We start from the raw sequence: 14,463 nt of genomic DNA, 5'->3' as shown, positions 1-14,463 counted from the left end.
TCTGGAGGGTTCATGGTGTACGGTTTTTCTCCCTACGGTGCCCGTGGGGAGGTTGTTCGTGTTGAGGTCGATGTTCGCCGGGGTCTGCCTGGCATGGATATTGTGGGGCTTCCCTCCAACGAGGTGAGAGAGTCCCGCGAGCGGGTGCGAATTGCCCTGCGCAACAGCGGATTCATCTATCCCGGAGATCGCATACTGGTGAGCCTTTCTCCGGCGGAAATCCCCAAAACAGGGGCGGGTTTTGATCTTCCTATTGCGCTGGCTCTTCTTGCCGAGACGGGACAGGTCACCCTGCCCGGAGACGTTCTCGCAGCAGGAGAAATATCTCTCCAAGGCAGGTGCATTGCCGTGCGGGGCACCCTCTCGGCGGTTCTTGCCGCCGGGGATCGTCAAATAGGGTCAGTGGTGGTTCCCTCGGCAGCGGTGGGTGGTCTTGAAGGACTCGGCCGCGTGGCAGGGGATCTCTTTGCAGTTGATTCTCTGCAGGAGCTCTTGTCGGAGGGGCTCCGCCGGGTCGATCCCCCGGTGACCCGGAGGGAAGATCAGGCGCCCCGGATGACCATGGACGATATCAACGGCCAGCCTCTATTGAAACGCGCGGCTGCCATTGGTGCGGCGGGTTTTCACAACCTGCTCTTTTTTGGCCCTCCGGGAAGCGCAAAGACCATGACCGCCAGGAGAATCCCCTCATTGTTGCCGCCCCTATCCCCGTTGGCATCGGTGGAGGTGGCGCGGATCTATTCCATGCGGGGTCTTGAGAGCGAACGGTCCTTTGAAGATCCTCCCTTGAGAATGCCGCACCACGGAGCCTCTCTGGAGGGGCTGCTGGGAGGCGGCCGATCCTGCCTTCCTGGTGAAGCAAGCCTGGCGCATCGGGGAGTCCTTGTCCTCGACGAAGCCACAGAGTTTCGGCCCCAGGTGCTCCAGGCGCTCCGTGAACCCGTGGAAGGTCGATCGGTTACCATAAGCCGTGCTGGCCGAATCGAGGTGTTTCCTGCAGCGTTTCAGCTTGTTATGACCAGCAATCTTTGTCCTTGCGGTCAGCTGGGACGCAATCAGGGGCGATGCATGTGCAGCCTTCAGGAAATATCCCGCTACTGGCGCCGTATCGGTTCTGCCCTGTTGGACCGGGTTGATCTGCGGGTGAAAACCGATTACGAGGGATCCTCCCTGAACGCTCCGGCACAGGACGAACTGAAACTGAGAGTTCACGCCGCGATTGAACGCCAGAAGCTGCGCTTTTCCCGGGATCGCCGACATTCTGTCATGGGAGATCCCAGAAACGGGCTGATTTCTCCCGAAGGGGCCGGCGACGCATTCCCTCTCTCCTCGCCACTTCGATCCCTCCTTCAGGAATCGATGCGGCGGCTGGAACTCTCCGATCGGGCTGCTGCATCGGTCCGTGCCGTGGCCCGGACCATTGCCGACCTGGAGGATCGCCCCTCGGTGACTGCCGGGGATCTCCGGGAGGCTCTTTCCTTCCGGGCCTCCGGCGCCGACCGGTTGCTTGGCAGGGAGCCGGTCTAGTTCGTATATTTCTCCTCGTTATGAACGGAAGAAAGAGGTTTCTCTATCCGGTGCTGCTTCTGGCGGCCCTCTATGGCGGATGGCTTCTCGGGAGCAGTGGAGCTGGAGGAACTCTCCGGGAAAAGCCGGTGTCTCCGTCCTTGGGAGAGTCCTCCTTCGAGGAGCCCCGGCGTAGAGAATTGCCCCCCCTGGAGGTCTCCCAGGAGGAGCACGACGCGATCACCGTCTACGAGTCGCGAAACGAATCGGTGGTGAACGTCAACACCGAGACGGTGGTGTATAACTGGTTTCTCGAAGCCGTTCCCCAGGAGGGTTCGAGCGGGTCCGGATCGATCATAGATTCCAGAGGATTTGTTCTTACCAACGATCATGTCGTTGAAGGAGCTTCCAGGGTTTTTGTCACGATGGCCGACGGTTCCCGCCTGGAGGGAGAAGTGACGGGGCGAGACCCGGAGAACGATCTGGCGGTGATCCGTTTTGATCCCGAAGGAAGAGAGTTGGAGCCCATACCCCTTGGAGACTCCTCGTCGCTTCGGATCGGACAGACCGTGTTGGCCATAGGGAACCCCTTCGGGCTTGACCGTACACTCACCGCCGGTGTAGTCAGTGGTCTGGGGCGACCCCTGCGCGCCCGGAATAACCTGGTGATTCGCGATATGATTCAGACCGACGCGTCCATTAATCCCGGCAACTCCGGAGGGCCTCTCCTGAACCGGCAGGGTGAGATGGTGGGGGTGAATACGGCGATTTTTTCGCCTAGCGGCGGATCTGTCGGGATCGGTTTTGCCGTTCCTGTTTCCACAGTGCGTCGGGTGGTCCCCGATCTGATCGCCCACGGTCAGGTGCGGCGCGGCTGGATCGATATCGAGCCCCGACAGCTCTTTCCCCAGCTCGTTCAGTATGCGGGGTTGCCTGTGAACCAGGGGGTGCTGATTCACGGGATTGTTCCCGGGGGGAACGCCCAGGAGGCGGGGCTTCAGGGCGGATCCCGTAACCGGGGCGTTCGCTACGGCCGAACAGTCATCTATCTGGGGGGGGATATTATCGTCGGAATCGATGAGATCCCCGTGACAACCCTGGCGAACCTCTACGAGGCCTTGGAGGATAAGCGCCCCGGTGATACTGTACAGGTCCGGTACTACCGGGGCAGAGAGGTCCACGAGACAACGGTCGTCTTGAGCGAGCGGCCCCGGCAATACTCCTGGGATTGACCCTCCCCGGGCGGGTCTTCGGGCACGGGCGAGAGGCCTGGTCTCGGGGTTGGTGATGTCACACACGGGTAAAAGGATTTTAGAGGGAATGGGAAAGTTCAAGGTTGAAGCACCCTACGGTCCTGCGGGAGATCAGGCAGCGGCTATCGAGGCCCTCGCCCGGGGCGTGCTCCAGGGGGATTCCTTTCAGACACTTCAGGGAGTCACGGGGTCAGGAAAGACCTTCTCCATGGCAAAGATTATCGAAGAGGTTCAGTTGCCCACCCTGGTTGTTTCTCACAACAAGACCCTGGCAGCGCAACTCTACCGGGAGTTCAGCGAGTTCTTTCCCGAAAATGCCGTGGAGTATTTTGTCAGCTACTACGACTATTATCAGCCCGAAGCCTACGTGGCGGCTCGGGATCTCTACATCGAGAAGGATTCCTCCATCAACGATGAGATAGACCGGCTTCGCCTGAAAGCGACCACGGATCTTCTGGAACGGCCCGACGTGATCGTGGTCTCCACGGTGAGTTGCATCTACGGTCTGGGAAGCCCCCGGGACTACCGGGATATGCGCCTCCGCATCGATCGCGGGACAACCCTGGATCTGCAGACGATCCGACGCAAGCTGATCGAGCTTCAGTACGATCGGAACGATCAGATCCTGCAGCGGGGAAAGTTCCGCCATCGTGGCGATACTCTCGAGATATATCCGGCCTATCTGGAAGAAGCCTACCGGATCGAGCTGGAGTGGGACGAGGTGGTTCGTATCCAGCGGATCAATCCGCTTTCGGGTGGGGCCGTGGAGGAGATGGAGACCCTTTTTCTCTATCCGGCCAAACATTTTGTTATGCCCGAGCAGGAGATGCAGGGGGCTTTGGGAAGAATCCGCCAGGAGATGGATGATCGCTTTCAGGAGTTGCTCAATCAGGGGAAAATAGCCGAAGCCCAGCGCCTCAAGACCCGCACGGAGTACGATCTGGAGATGATGGAAGAGATGGGGTACTGCCCGGGAGTGGAAAACTATTCCCGCCATCTCAGTGGCCGTGACCAAGGGGAGCGGCCCGCTACGTTGCTCGATTATTTTCCCCAGCAGTTTCTCACGCTGATCGATGAATCGCATGTTACGGTTCCCCAGATTCGCGGTATGCATGCCGGAGACAGAAGCCGCAAGGAATCGCTGGTGGCCTACGGGTTTCGGCTCCCCTCGGCCCTGGACAATCGTCCCCTGATTTTTTCGGAGTTCGAGGCGCTTTTGGATCGGTGCATCTTTGTGAGCGCCACCCCCTCCCGGGAGGAGCTGGACCGCTCCGTCCGGGTTGTGGAGCAGGTGATTCGCCCTACGGGCCTGCTGGATCCGGTTATCTCGGTGCGCCCCACCCGGGGGCAGATCGATGATCTCTACGGCGAGATCCGTCTGCGGGTGGAGAAAAACCAGCGTGTGCTGGTGACAACCCTGACCAAGAAAATGTCGGAGGATCTCACGGATTATCTGGTGAACCTGGGGCTCAAGGTCCGATATCTTCATTCGGAGATCGAGACGATCGAGCGGGTGGAGATACTCACAGACCTGAGGCTGGGAACTTTCGATGTGCTGGTGGGAATAAATCTTCTCAGAGAGGGGCTCGATCTGCCCGAGGTGAGCCTGGTGGCGATTCTGGACGCCGACAAGATTGGCTTCCTGCGCTCCGCCACCGCTCTTATTCAGACGATCGGCCGGGCTGCCCGAAACGTGGAGGGAACGGTGATCATGTACGCCGATAAACACTCTCCTGCCATGGACCAGGCGATCGAGGAGACCGAACGGCGCCGGGCGATCCAGCAGGCCTATAATGAAGAAAAGGGTATAACTCCGGCGTCGATCAAAAAGACGGTTCAGACGATTATTGCGCGGGAGAAAGAGGAAAAGGTCAGGGATGAAGAGAAGCAGCTGGAGATCCTCAAGGGTAGTTATAATATCCTGGTTCCCACGCAGCGGAAGAAACTGATCAAGCTTCTGGAGAAAGAGATGCTGGAACACGCAAAAAATCTGGAGTTCGAACAGGCGGCAGTCCTTCGGGACGAGGTAGAAAAGTTGAGGACCATGTGAAGCGCTTTCCTGTCCAGGTCTTTCCTGCCCTTTGCCTCACAGTGCTTCTTCTGGTCCCAGCCTGCCTCCTGGTCTCGTGTGGCGACAAGGCTCCGGATATCCCTCTGCCGGAAACATCCGTTCTGGTCCACCGCGATAGTATTGCCCTGGTTTCCGTGGAGTACGCACGAATGCATCGCGAGCCATCGATCGACAGTCCCGTCATGGTGCACAGTCGGTTTGGTGATATTCTCTCTGTTTCGGAGCGTACCCCCGACGAGCGCTGGCTCTATCTGGTGGCGGCCAGACGAGAGGGCTGGGTATACCGGGACGACGTGGCTCTCTACATGAGCGATGCCCAGGCCCAAAGCGCCCGCCGCCAGCTGCGGCGTCCCGGTGAACGGTGACGGAATCCATGATTCGAATGGTTTTGTCCTGGTCCCTCCCCGTGGTGGTGGGGGCCGCAATCGGGTATCTTACCAACACCGTGGCGATTCGCATGCTTTTTCGGCCGCTGCGGCCGGTTATGCTCTGGAAGGTTTCCCTGCCCTTTACCCCCGGGGTGATTCCCCGGCAGCGGGGAGAATTGGCCCGGAGCATTGCCCGCATGGTATCGCAGGATCTTCTTTCCCAGGAGGTGCTGGAGAAACGGTTTTCCGCTGATTCTTTTCGCCTGGGGTTGCAGCGCGCCCTCTCTCGAGGGTGTGTCTGGGTTTCGTCTCTTCCTCTGGCTGCAGCAATGGAGAAGGTTGATGCTGAAAGGCTTCTGGGGCACCTGGATTTCCGGATAAAGGAGTTCCTTGCGGGGCCTTCCGGCAGGGGTGTCCGCCGGACGATCGCTCAGGGGGTTGCGCGGGCGCTCTCACAGCGGGCAGGGAAGATTTCCTCCGTTCTCCTGGAGGAGTTTTCCGGAATCAGACCTCTGGAGGAGATTTCTTCCGGGGACGCAGCATTCCTGGTGGATGAATACTGGCCGCAGGTGGCCCAAGCTGCGGAGGAGCTGCTCCAGCGCCAGGAGGTTCGTGAAGAGCTCCGGCAGGGGGTAGAAGGGGTTGTTGCCTTTGCCCTGGACCAGTTGAATCCCATGCAGCGGCTCTTGGTTGCGGCCGTGCAATACGATCGCCAGATAGCCGAGAAGATGCCCCTCTTGGTGGACCGGATAATCCAGGAGATCACCCGTGCTCTTCACCAGGGGTCGTGTCGCAGGAGGGTGCAGGAATTCCTGGCGCAGTGGCTGGAGGACCACAGGCACAGCCGGGGAAGGGACCTTTTTTCAGGGGAGCTTCTGGAACGGTTCCGTCAGATCCTGGAAGAAGGGATCGGCCGGGAAGATCCTCTGGCGTCGTATCTGGAACGCCATCTTCAGGGGCTTTCCGGGGTGTTTTCTCCCGATGAGCCGGGAAGTGAGGGGGCCTCCCTCCTGGTTCGGGCTCTCCGGGCCTGGGTTTGCCCCCGGGGCCACGTCCTGTTGGGGGATCTCCTCCCTGGATTCCGTCGCCGCCGGTCCTCGCTCAGTCGCTGGGGCGCCCGGAGAATCCAGGCTCTCCTTCTGGGGGTAACCCGGGAAATTCTGTCCCATCTCGATGTGGAGGAACTGGTGGTGAGCCGGATCGACAGTCTGGAGGTGGAGCGTGTCGAGTCCCTGCTGATGGGCATCATTCGCAGACACCTGCGATGGATAAATGTTTTTGGTGCCTTGCTGGGTGCGATGATCGGAGCTTCACAGGTTGTGTTTCGTCTCATGGAGGTTGTGTGAGTACCATTGTTTTCACCGGTGGAGGCACCGGCGGGCACGTTTACCCTGGTCTTGCGGTATACCGGGAGCTTTCCCGGGATCACCAGGAGAAGGTCCTCTGGATCGGGTCCCGCCGGGGGATCGAGCGCGGAATTGTGGGGGGCGAGGGGCTTCGTTACCGGAGTGTTCCCACGGGTAAGTTGCGCCGGTATTTTGACTGGCAAAACTTCCTGGACCTCTTCCGGGTAGCGGCGGGGTTTTTTGCAGCTCTCTGGATACTCAAGCGCGAAGGGGCGTCCCTGGTTTTTTCCAAGGGAGGCTTTGTGGCTGTCCCCGTGGTTGCGGCAGCGCGGGTTGCGGGAATACCCGTGGTTGTTCACGAGTCCGATGCCGATCCCGGGCTTGCCACCCGATTGACGGCACCTCTGGCCCGGGTGATCTGCCTTCCCTATGAGGAATCAATCCAGGCCTTTTCACCTTCCCTTCGTGGAAGAGTTGTCGTTACGGGAAACCCCGTGCGGCGGGAGTTCTTTTCTGATTCTTCCCGGCATGCGCTTTCTCTGGTGGGGCTTCAGGACGAGGGGTTGCCGGTGATTCTTGTCACGGGGGGGTCTCTGGGGGCTCACCAGCTGAACCGGTACGTTCGGGAGCAGATCAAGGCGCTTACGGAGATCGCTCTGGTGGTTCACCAGACAGGCGACCACGGGAAAGAATTGATCGGGGAGATCGCTGCCGAGGCTGTCCCCGGCAGGTACGCAGGATTCCCCTCATTTTCCGAAGAGTTTGCCCCTCTTCTGCAGAGAAGCGATCTGGTAATATGTCGGGCCGGGGCGGGATCAATCTGGGAACTGGCTGTGACGGCGACTCCGGCGGTCCTGGTTCCCCTCAGTTCGGCCTCATCCCGGGGGGATCAGGTGCGAAACGCCGCACGCTACGCCGCTTCTGGCGCAGCCCTGGTCTTTGAGGGAGGTCCGGAAGATTCGAAGGATCTCCTGGTGATGGTGCAAAGCCTTCTGGAGGATAGCCCCCGGAGGGCGGCCATGGCCGAGGCTGCTCGATCCTTTGCAGGAGGGAACAGCGCCAGGAGCATTGCGGGAATAATCGGGCGCATTATAGAATAGTTATCAAGAGGAGTAGAGGTGGATTTATCGGGTCTGGATATCGTCTTTTTGATCATCATCGTCTTTCTCTCCCTTCGGGCGGCTTTCCGGGGCTTTGTCCGGGAGTGTCTTTCCATGGCTGCGGTTATTTTGGGAATCGGTGTGGCCGTTATTTTTTCCGGGGTAGTGGCTGTCTACGTACAGCCCTGGATCGGTTCGGGAGCCTGGTCGCAGGTTCTTTCATTTTTGGGGCTTTTTTTGCTGGTCTATCTGGTGGTAAAAATCTTCGAAAGTGCCCTGGATCGGCTTGTAGAGAAGATCAATCTGGAAAGCCTCGATCGGGCCCTGGGTTTTTTTCTGGGAATTGCCGAGGGTATTCTGGTTTCCTTTATACTGGTTCTGGTTCTTCAGCTTCAGCCTGTCTTCGATGCCCGAGGGATCATCGCAGAGAGTCTGGTGGCACAATTTCTTTTGCCCCTGCTTCCCTATGCAGAGCGATTGATTAGCGGATAGAAATGTTCGAGAACGCCCTTGGTCTGGAAACCGTTACCGGGGAGCTTTCCCGGGAGATCCTTCGCGGAGAACTCCCCCCGGCGATCCTTCTGGCAGGACCCCGTTACGGAGGAAAATCCACGGTAGCCCTGGAAATCGCCCGAAGTCTTTCCTGCCGCGAAGGAGGCCGGTGGGACTGCCGGTGCCATTCCTGCGGGCTGCACCGAACCCTGTCTCACCCGGGGCTGGTTTGTGCGGGTCCCCGCTATTTCGATCTGGAAATCGCCGCCTCTCTGGAGGCGTATCGCAGGGAGCCCCGGGGGGGGACTCTCTTCCTTCTGATCCGGGCGGTGAGGAAGCTTGTGCGGCGTTTTGATTCTGCCCTCTGGAGCGATCTCCGCCTCAAAAAAATCCTCCCTGCCCTGGAACCGGTGGAGGAGTTGCTCCAGGCGATGGAGCCCCCTCCGGGGGCGGTGGAGCTTCCCCCGGGGGGAATCCCCGAGACCTCACTCAAAAAACTCGAAAGCGCTCTTGTGCGGTTTCAGCGTGTTGTTCCCCACGAGCTGGTTCCTGTGGATCTGGTTCGGGCCCTGGCGGGCTGGGCCCACGTGAGTAGCGCCGATGGTGTGAAAGTAGCGATTATCGAGGAGGCTCACACGCTCCAGGAAGGAGCGCGCAATAGCCTTCTGAAACTCCTGGAAGAGCCGCCCCGGGGCGTGCATCTGATACTGACCACATCGCAACGCAGCGCCGTGATACCCACGTTGCTTTCCCGGCTTCGCACGTATTATCTTCCCGATCGTCCCCGGGATGTGCAGGATCGGGTGCAGGAAAAGATCTTTCGCCAGAAATCGGGTGACTATTCCTCGCTGGCATCCTTCTTCCGATCCTCTGGCGGCGGGGATGCCGGGGTGCGTCGGGACCTGGTGGATCAGGTGGTGGATCAGGCGCTTCAGGGACGAGTTGACGGCGATCTTCTTGAAAAAATCGGAAGAGAGTACGCCCAGGGTACCGCTGCAACGAGCAGTTATCTCTTTTTTGAGGAGTTTTCCGAGGTAGCCCGCGATCGCCTTCGGCGTGCCCAGCCCCGGGAAACTCTCCGGCTGCAACGGTGGGGGCCGCTCCTTCGTGCCTACCGCTCCCGTATAGAGGTTCGGAATATGCACCCCGTGACCACCATCACAGGGTTTCTGCTGGCAATACAGGACGGTCAGGGGGGGTGAATGAGAGGCTTGGTAAAACGGGCGCTGGAAAAAATATCCAAGCTGGATAACGAGCAGATTGAACAGCTGCTCCTTGTGATGGCCGAAGAGAACGAACGCCTGGCTGTAACCCTGGATTCCATGAGCGACGGCGTGTTGATCACCGATACAGAGCACCGTCTTGTCCTGGTTAACAAGGCGGCCGAACGGATGATCCCTCTGGTCACGGGGAAGCCCATGGGAGAACGGCCGCTCTGGGATGTGATCCTGGACAGGGATATCGCCACCTTTACCGAGATGATCCTCTCCCGGGAAGACACTGTATCGGATCAGGAGTTTGCCCTGGATCATGCGGGGGTTACCCGCATTCTGAGTTGCAGCATTCTTCCTATGGTGAAGGATGGCCACGTCCGGGGGAACATCCTCCAGGTGGTGGACATCTCTGAAAAGCGAACCCGCGAGGCGCGGCTCCGGCGTGCCGAGAGTCTGGCCAGCCTCACCACCCTCGCTGCGGGCGTAGCCCATGAGATAAAAAACCCCCTGGGATCGATCGGTATCCATGCCCAGCTTCTTGAGAAGAGCGTGGACTGCCTGGATTGCCCCGATTCCGGCACCATGAAGGAATATCTGGAGGTTATCAGCGAGGAGATCGAGCGGCTGAACCGGATCGTGGTGGATTTTCTCTTTGCCGTGCGCCCCATGGACACGCAGCTGGAACCAGCTGATCTGAACCAGCTTCTGGATGATCTGCTCAACTTCCTGCGCTACGAGCTGGAAGAGGGGGGGATCAAGCTGGAGCGCGATCTTGATCCGGCCGTCCCCGAGCTTGATCTGGACCGGCGCTATTTCAAACAGGCCCTTCTGAACATCGTGAAAAACGCCATGAGCGCCATGCCTCAGGGAGGAACCCTTCGTGTTATCACCCAGGTGCGGGGCGATGAGGCGCTGGTGCGTATCAGTGATACCGGCCTGGGTATGTCCCCGGAGGTGCTGGAAAAGATCTTCGAACCCTATTTCACAACCAGAGATTTCGGCAGCGGCATTGGCCTTACCCTGGTCTACAAGGTGGTGAAAGAACACATGGGTGACATCTCTGTTCATTCCCGGGAGGGGAGGGGGTCTACCTTCACGATCACCTTGCCCGTCCCTCAGCGAGAGCAACGTCTTATCACCTGGGAAGGCAATCGCCCCCGGGAGGATCATCTGTCCCGGGAAGGCCAGACTACCCGGAACGGTCAAATACCCCGGAGAGAGGCCACCGAATCATGAAATTCAATGTGCTGATTGCTGATGACGAGAAAAACATCCGCTCCGGTCTGGGGAAGGCCCTGGAGATAGATGGCTACGCCGTCTTTCTTGCCGCCGACGGCCAGGAAGCGCTGGATATCATCGAACGTGAAGAGGTCGATCTGGTGATCGCCGACCTGAAGATGCCTCGTCTGCCTGGAGAGGAGCTGCTCCGGCGGGTGGTCCAGAACTATCCCACTGTGCCGGTAATCATTCTGACCGGTCATGGAACAATCGAAACAGCTGTTCAGGCCATGCGCGATGGAGCCTACGATTTCCTCACCAAGCCGGTTTCGCTGGATCGTCTCTCGTTATTGGCACAGCGGGCGCTCTCGTCGAGGGAACTGGTTATCCAGCACCGCCAGCTCCAGCAGGAGCTGGAGCAACATCGCAAGACCTCGGAGATCATCGGCAAAAGCACGGCCATGCAGCGCCTTCTGGACGTGATTCGCCAGGTGGCTCCTACAAAGGCCTCGGTCCTGATCACCGGTGAAAGTGGCGTAGGAAAAGAGCTGGTGGCCGATGCGATCCATCGCCTCTCGGAGCGGGCCGAAAAGTCGTTGATCAAGGTTCACTGTGCAGCCCTCTCGGAGTCGCTCCTGGAAAGCGAGCTCTTCGGCCACGAGAAAGGAGCCTTTACCGGCGCGATCGGGCGAAAGCGGGGACGCTTTGAGCTTGCCAACGCCGGCACGATCTTCCTTGACGAAATTGGAGAGGTTAATCAGACCCTGCAGATCAAGATTTTGCGGGTTCTTCAGGAAAAACAGTTTGAACGGGTTGGAGGGGAAGAGACAGTTAGTGTAGACGTGAGGATCGTCTCGGCCACAAACAGGGATCTGCGCAGCGAGATCGAAAGCGGCTCCTTTCGGGAGGATCTTTTCTATCGTCTGAACGTGGTGAACATCCATGTCCCTCCCCTGAGAGAGAGAAAAGAGGACATCCCCCTCCTGGTTGCTTCCTTTATAAAAGAGTTTGCCCGGGAGAACAACAAGCCCGTAGAGGGGGTGGACGTTCGCGCCCGAGCGGCTCTGCACAGGCATGGCTGGCCGGGAAACATTCGGGAGTTACGTAACAGCATCGAGAGCGCTGTGGTCATGTGCAAGGGATCGATCATAACGCTGGACGACCTGCCGCCCAGCATCAGCCAGGCCGAGGATGAGGGAGATGCTATCCGGGTTCCTCTGGGAAGCACCCTTTCCCGGGCCGAGCGGGAGATCATTCGGGCAAACCTGGCTCACCACAAGGGCAACAAGACTCGCACCGCCGAAACGCTTGGTATCGGCAGGAAGACCTTGCACCGCAAAATCAGCGAGTATGGTCTCGACGGGGAGTAGCTTTTCCCGGATCGCCGCCGCAGCCCCTCATCAGGCCGGGGCGGTGAAGAACCTCTGGTGGATTTCCCGCATCACCGGATCAAGTTGATCCTGGGGAATCACCAGCGAAAGGTTTGTCTCGGAGGACCCCAGGCTGATCATCTCCACCCCACCAGGGCCGGACTCCACCCCGCCAGGGCCGGAGAAGACAGACATTACAGAATCAAAGACATCCCGTATCCGTTCGGGGCTCTTCCACATTCCTTCTCCCACCAGAGAGAAGACCGCCTTGTCGCGGTCGACCTGGACGGAACCCAGAATAGCCAGTTCCTGAAGGAGTGCCGGCGGCGGATCCGGAAGATCCAGGGAAACAGAAACGGAAACCTCGCTGGTGGCGATCAGGTCCACGCTCACCCGGTTTGTCTCAAACACACGAAACATGCGGCTCAGAAACCCCCAGGTATTCAGCATGCGGCTGGAAAAGACTGTGATGATTGTGACCCCCCGGCGGCCGGCGATCGCTCGAAGTCCTGCCCGGGAGGGGCTCTTCAGAATGTGCGTCTTGGGACCTTCCGGGTTGTGGGTGTTACAGACCACCACCGGTATGTTTCGCTCCACTGCCGGGACAAGTGTGGCCGGGTGAATCACCCGGGCCCCGAAGTAGGCCAGCTCGGCAGCCTCGCTGTAGCTGATCTCGGGGATGGTGCGGGCCGAGGGAACAATTCGAGGGTCCGAGGTCATGATGCCGTCCACGTCGGTCCAGATCTCTACCTGTTCAGCTTCCAGGGCTGCGCCGAAAATAGTGGCGCTGAAGTCAGATCCGCTTCGGCCCAGGGTGGTGGTCACCTGGTTGGTGGTGGAGCCGATGAACCCCTGGGCAATGTAGAGATGTCCAGGGCGGGGAGATACCTGGGCGGTGATACGGCGGGTCGTTTCGGCCAGGTCGGGCCGGGCCGCCCCGAAGTCGGTGCTGGTCATGATGAGTTCCCGGCTGTCCAGCAGGGTGGCTGAAATGCCCCGGGCCCGGGCAGCCGCAGCGATCACGGTGGTGGAGAGAAGTTCTCCAAAGGAGAGCAGGGCATCCCGGGAGCGGGGACTGGCCTCGTGAACCAGCCCCATGCCCTCCACGAGCACCGCCAGATCATCCAGAAGCTCTTCAAGCCGGACCTTCCAGGGTTCGGCAACGGTCTGATCCAGCGATGCCGTTACGTCCGTCAGAGCTGCCCGGTGGGAGGACTTGATGCCCTCCAGAAGGGCCTGGGCAGACGTGATCTCTCCCTCTACGGAAAAGTGAGCGATCTCTATGAGGGTATCGGTGACCCCGGCCATGGCCGAGCTCACCAGCAACGGGGCCTGATCCAGTCGCTGCTCTGCTATCTTCAGGGTATTGCCGATCCAGTGAGCATCCTTGACGCTGGTACCGCCGAACTTGAGAACGATCACAGGCGGTCGTCCAGAAGGCCCTGGGCAAGAAGGGCCTCGGCGTTGAGCACCGCCGCTCCGGCAGCGCCGCGCACGGTGTTGTGCCCCAGGATGACCATGCGGATGTTTCCAATGGTATCCCTGCGGACGCGTCCGATCACGGTGGACATGCCCCCGTTGCACCAGATGTCTCTGGCTGGCTGAGGCCGGTCCTGATCAGGAAGGACCACCAGGGGCTGCCCTGGTGCTGAAGGAAGGTTCATCTCCTGGGGGAGTCCCCGCCAGGATGAGAGAGTCTGGATTACCTCCTCGGGCGAGGGATCAACTCCCTGGGGGAACTTGACTGTCACCGTTTCCAGGTGGCCGTCCACCACAGGTACACGGGTGCAGGTGGCGCTTACGCGAAATGGTGCCGGGGTGATACCCTTTTCTGTGAGGGTGCCCAGGATTTTCTGGGCTTCCTGTTCCACCTTCTCTTCTTCCCCCCCGATAAAGGGGATCACGTTCCCCAGAATGTCCAGTGATGGAACTCCCGGATACCCGGCGCCGCTGATCGCCTGGAGGGTGGTCACCTGTACCCATTCGATCCCGTAGGTCCGGTACAGCGGGGCCAGGGCCATGGCAAGGAACATGGTGGAGCAGTTCGAGTTGGTAATGATTGCTCCGCTGCGACCCTGGCGATGGATCAGCTCAAAATGATCGGGGTTGATTTCGGGAATAACCAGAGGCACGTCGGGGGCCATGCGGTAGTTGCTGGAGTTGCTGATCACCACATGACCGGCCTTGCTGTAGCGGTCTTCTGCTTCTCCTGCCACGGAACTGTCGAGCCCCGAGAAGAGCAGGGGTGCCGTGAGGGTAGAAGAGGTGTCCTGGACGGTCATGGTGGCAACCGAGGCAGGGATGGGGACGTTCTGTTTCCACGAGGTGGCCTCGTGGTAGGGCTTCCCCGCGCTGCGGGGGCTTGCCACGAGCTCGACAATCTCAAATTGCGGATGATCCTGCAACAAGGTGATAAACTTCTGTCCTACGGTGCCGGTCGCACCCAGGATCGCTACGGGAGTTCTCTTCATGGGCTGATCGTATGGCAGGAGAATATCTACTGTCAACAGAGGGCCAAAAGGTGG

Annotated in this window: 12 protein-coding genes; 10 read left to right on the top strand and 2 right to left on the bottom strand. The window is 59.5% G+C overall.

Translation table 11 applies throughout. The features are described 5' to 3' along the window. Nucleotides 1-12: 12 nt before the first annotated feature. The 10 genes from BW950_RS10575 (at nt 13) to BW950_RS10530 (ending at nt 11,938) form a co-directional block, all read left to right on the top strand. Nucleotides 13-1,527: a YifB family Mg chelatase-like AAA ATPase gene (locus BW950_RS10575; RefSeq protein ID WP_076489270.1), complete on the top strand. Its 1,515-nt coding sequence runs from the start codon at nt 13-15 to the stop codon at nt 1,525-1,527. 20 nt (nt 1,528-1,547) lie between these two features. After that, nucleotides 1,548-2,738 (top strand): S1C family serine protease, encoded by a 1,191-nt coding sequence (locus tag BW950_RS10570; RefSeq protein ID WP_076489269.1) that lies wholly within the window; start codon nt 1,548-1,550, stop codon nt 2,736-2,738. 88 nt (nt 2,739-2,826) lie between these two features. Beyond that, the gene (gene uvrB, locus BW950_RS10565) at nt 2,827-4,809 is read left to right on the top strand and encodes an excinuclease ABC subunit UvrB (protein WP_076489268.1); all 1,983 of its coding nucleotides are present in this window, start codon (nt 2,827-2,829) and stop codon (nt 4,807-4,809) included. Beyond that, nucleotides 4,806-5,195 carry a hypothetical protein gene (locus BW950_RS10560; RefSeq protein ID WP_076489267.1) on the top strand — a complete coding sequence of 130 codons (390 nt, stop codon included), beginning with the start codon at nt 4,806-4,808 and terminating at the stop codon, nt 5,193-5,195. Before uvrB ends, BW950_RS10560 begins: the two co-directional genes overlap by 4 nt. Before the next feature lie 8 nt (nt 5,196-5,203). Continuing rightward, the gene (locus BW950_RS10555) at nt 5,204-6,544 is read left to right on the top strand and encodes a DUF445 family protein (protein ID WP_076489266.1); all 1,341 of its coding nucleotides are present in this window, start codon (nt 5,204-5,206) and stop codon (nt 6,542-6,544) included. Continuing rightward, nucleotides 6,541-7,644, top strand: a complete 1,104-nt coding sequence (gene murG / locus BW950_RS10550; RefSeq protein ID WP_076489265.1) for an undecaprenyldiphospho-muramoylpentapeptide beta-N-acetylglucosaminyltransferase — start codon at nt 6,541-6,543, stop codon at nt 7,642-7,644. The genes BW950_RS10555 and murG overlap by 4 nt, the downstream gene beginning before the upstream one ends. A gap of 18 nt (nt 7,645-7,662) precedes the next feature. Continuing rightward, nucleotides 7,663-8,136, top strand: coding sequence for a CvpA family protein (locus tag BW950_RS10545; RefSeq protein ID WP_076489264.1), 474 nt, complete (start codon nt 7,663-7,665; stop codon nt 8,134-8,136). A gap of 2 nt (nt 8,137-8,138) precedes the next feature. After that, nucleotides 8,139-9,338 carry a DNA polymerase III delta subunit-related protein gene (locus BW950_RS10540; protein ID WP_076489263.1) on the top strand — a complete coding sequence of 400 codons (1,200 nt, stop codon included), beginning with the start codon at nt 8,139-8,141 and terminating at the stop codon, nt 9,336-9,338. Further along, the gene (locus BW950_RS10535) at nt 9,339-10,586 is read left to right on the top strand and encodes a two-component system sensor histidine kinase NtrB (RefSeq protein ID WP_234969088.1); all 1,248 of its coding nucleotides are present in this window, start codon (nt 9,339-9,341) and stop codon (nt 10,584-10,586) included. It begins immediately after the preceding gene. Continuing rightward, the gene (locus BW950_RS10530; protein WP_076489262.1) at nt 10,583-11,938 is read left to right on the top strand and encodes a sigma-54-dependent transcriptional regulator; all 1,356 of its coding nucleotides are present in this window, start codon (nt 10,583-10,585) and stop codon (nt 11,936-11,938) included. Before BW950_RS10535 ends, BW950_RS10530 begins: the two co-directional genes overlap by 4 nt. Before the next feature lie 30 nt (nt 11,939-11,968). Here the strand turns inward: BW950_RS10530 and BW950_RS10525 are convergent, their stop codons facing one another. Further along, a complete protein-coding gene (locus BW950_RS10525; RefSeq protein ID WP_076489261.1) occupies nt 11,969-13,360 on the bottom strand; it encodes an aspartate kinase in 1,392 nt (463 codons plus the stop codon). Beyond that, nucleotides 13,357-14,409 carry an aspartate-semialdehyde dehydrogenase gene (gene asd, locus BW950_RS10520; RefSeq protein WP_076489260.1) on the bottom strand — a complete coding sequence of 351 codons (1,053 nt, stop codon included), beginning with the start codon at nt 14,407-14,409 and terminating at the stop codon, nt 13,357-13,359. The genes BW950_RS10525 and asd overlap by 4 nt, the downstream gene beginning before the upstream one ends. Nucleotides 14,410-14,463: the final 54 nt, after the last annotated feature.

This window comes from Alkalispirochaeta americana, from assembly GCF_900156105.1.
Lineage (GTDB): Bacteria > Spirochaetota > Spirochaetia > DSM-27196 > Alkalispirochaetaceae > Alkalispirochaeta > Alkalispirochaeta americana.
The sequence above is the reverse complement of the archived record's forward strand: the minus strand, read 5'-3'. Positions and strand labels throughout refer to the sequence as shown.

Excerpts from the sequence above, each read along its gene's own strand:
- BW950_RS10575 (WP_076489270.1), top strand. The coding sequence starts at position 13 with ATGGTGTACGGTTTTTCTCCCTACGGTGCCCGTGGGGAGGTTGTTCGT.
- uvrB (WP_076489268.1), top strand. The coding sequence starts at position 2,827 with ATGGGAAAGTTCAAGGTTGAAGCACCCTACGGTCCTGCGGGAGATCAG.
- BW950_RS10530 (WP_076489262.1), top strand. The coding sequence starts at position 10,583 with ATGAAATTCAATGTGCTGATTGCTGATGACGAGAAAAACATCCGCTCC.
- BW950_RS10570 (WP_076489269.1), top strand. The coding sequence starts at position 1,548 with ATGAACGGAAGAAAGAGGTTTCTCTATCCGGTGCTGCTTCTGGCGGCC.
- BW950_RS10540 (WP_076489263.1), top strand. The coding sequence starts at position 8,139 with ATGTTCGAGAACGCCCTTGGTCTGGAAACCGTTACCGGGGAGCTTTCC.
- BW950_RS10535 (WP_234969088.1), top strand. The coding sequence starts at position 9,339 with ATGAGAGGCTTGGTAAAACGGGCGCTGGAAAAAATATCCAAGCTGGAT.
- BW950_RS10555 (WP_076489266.1), top strand. The coding sequence starts at position 5,204 with ATGATTCGAATGGTTTTGTCCTGGTCCCTCCCCGTGGTGGTGGGGGCC.
- asd (WP_076489260.1), bottom strand. The coding sequence starts at position 14,409 with ATGAAGAGAACTCCCGTAGCGATCCTGGGTGCGACCGGCACCGTAGGA.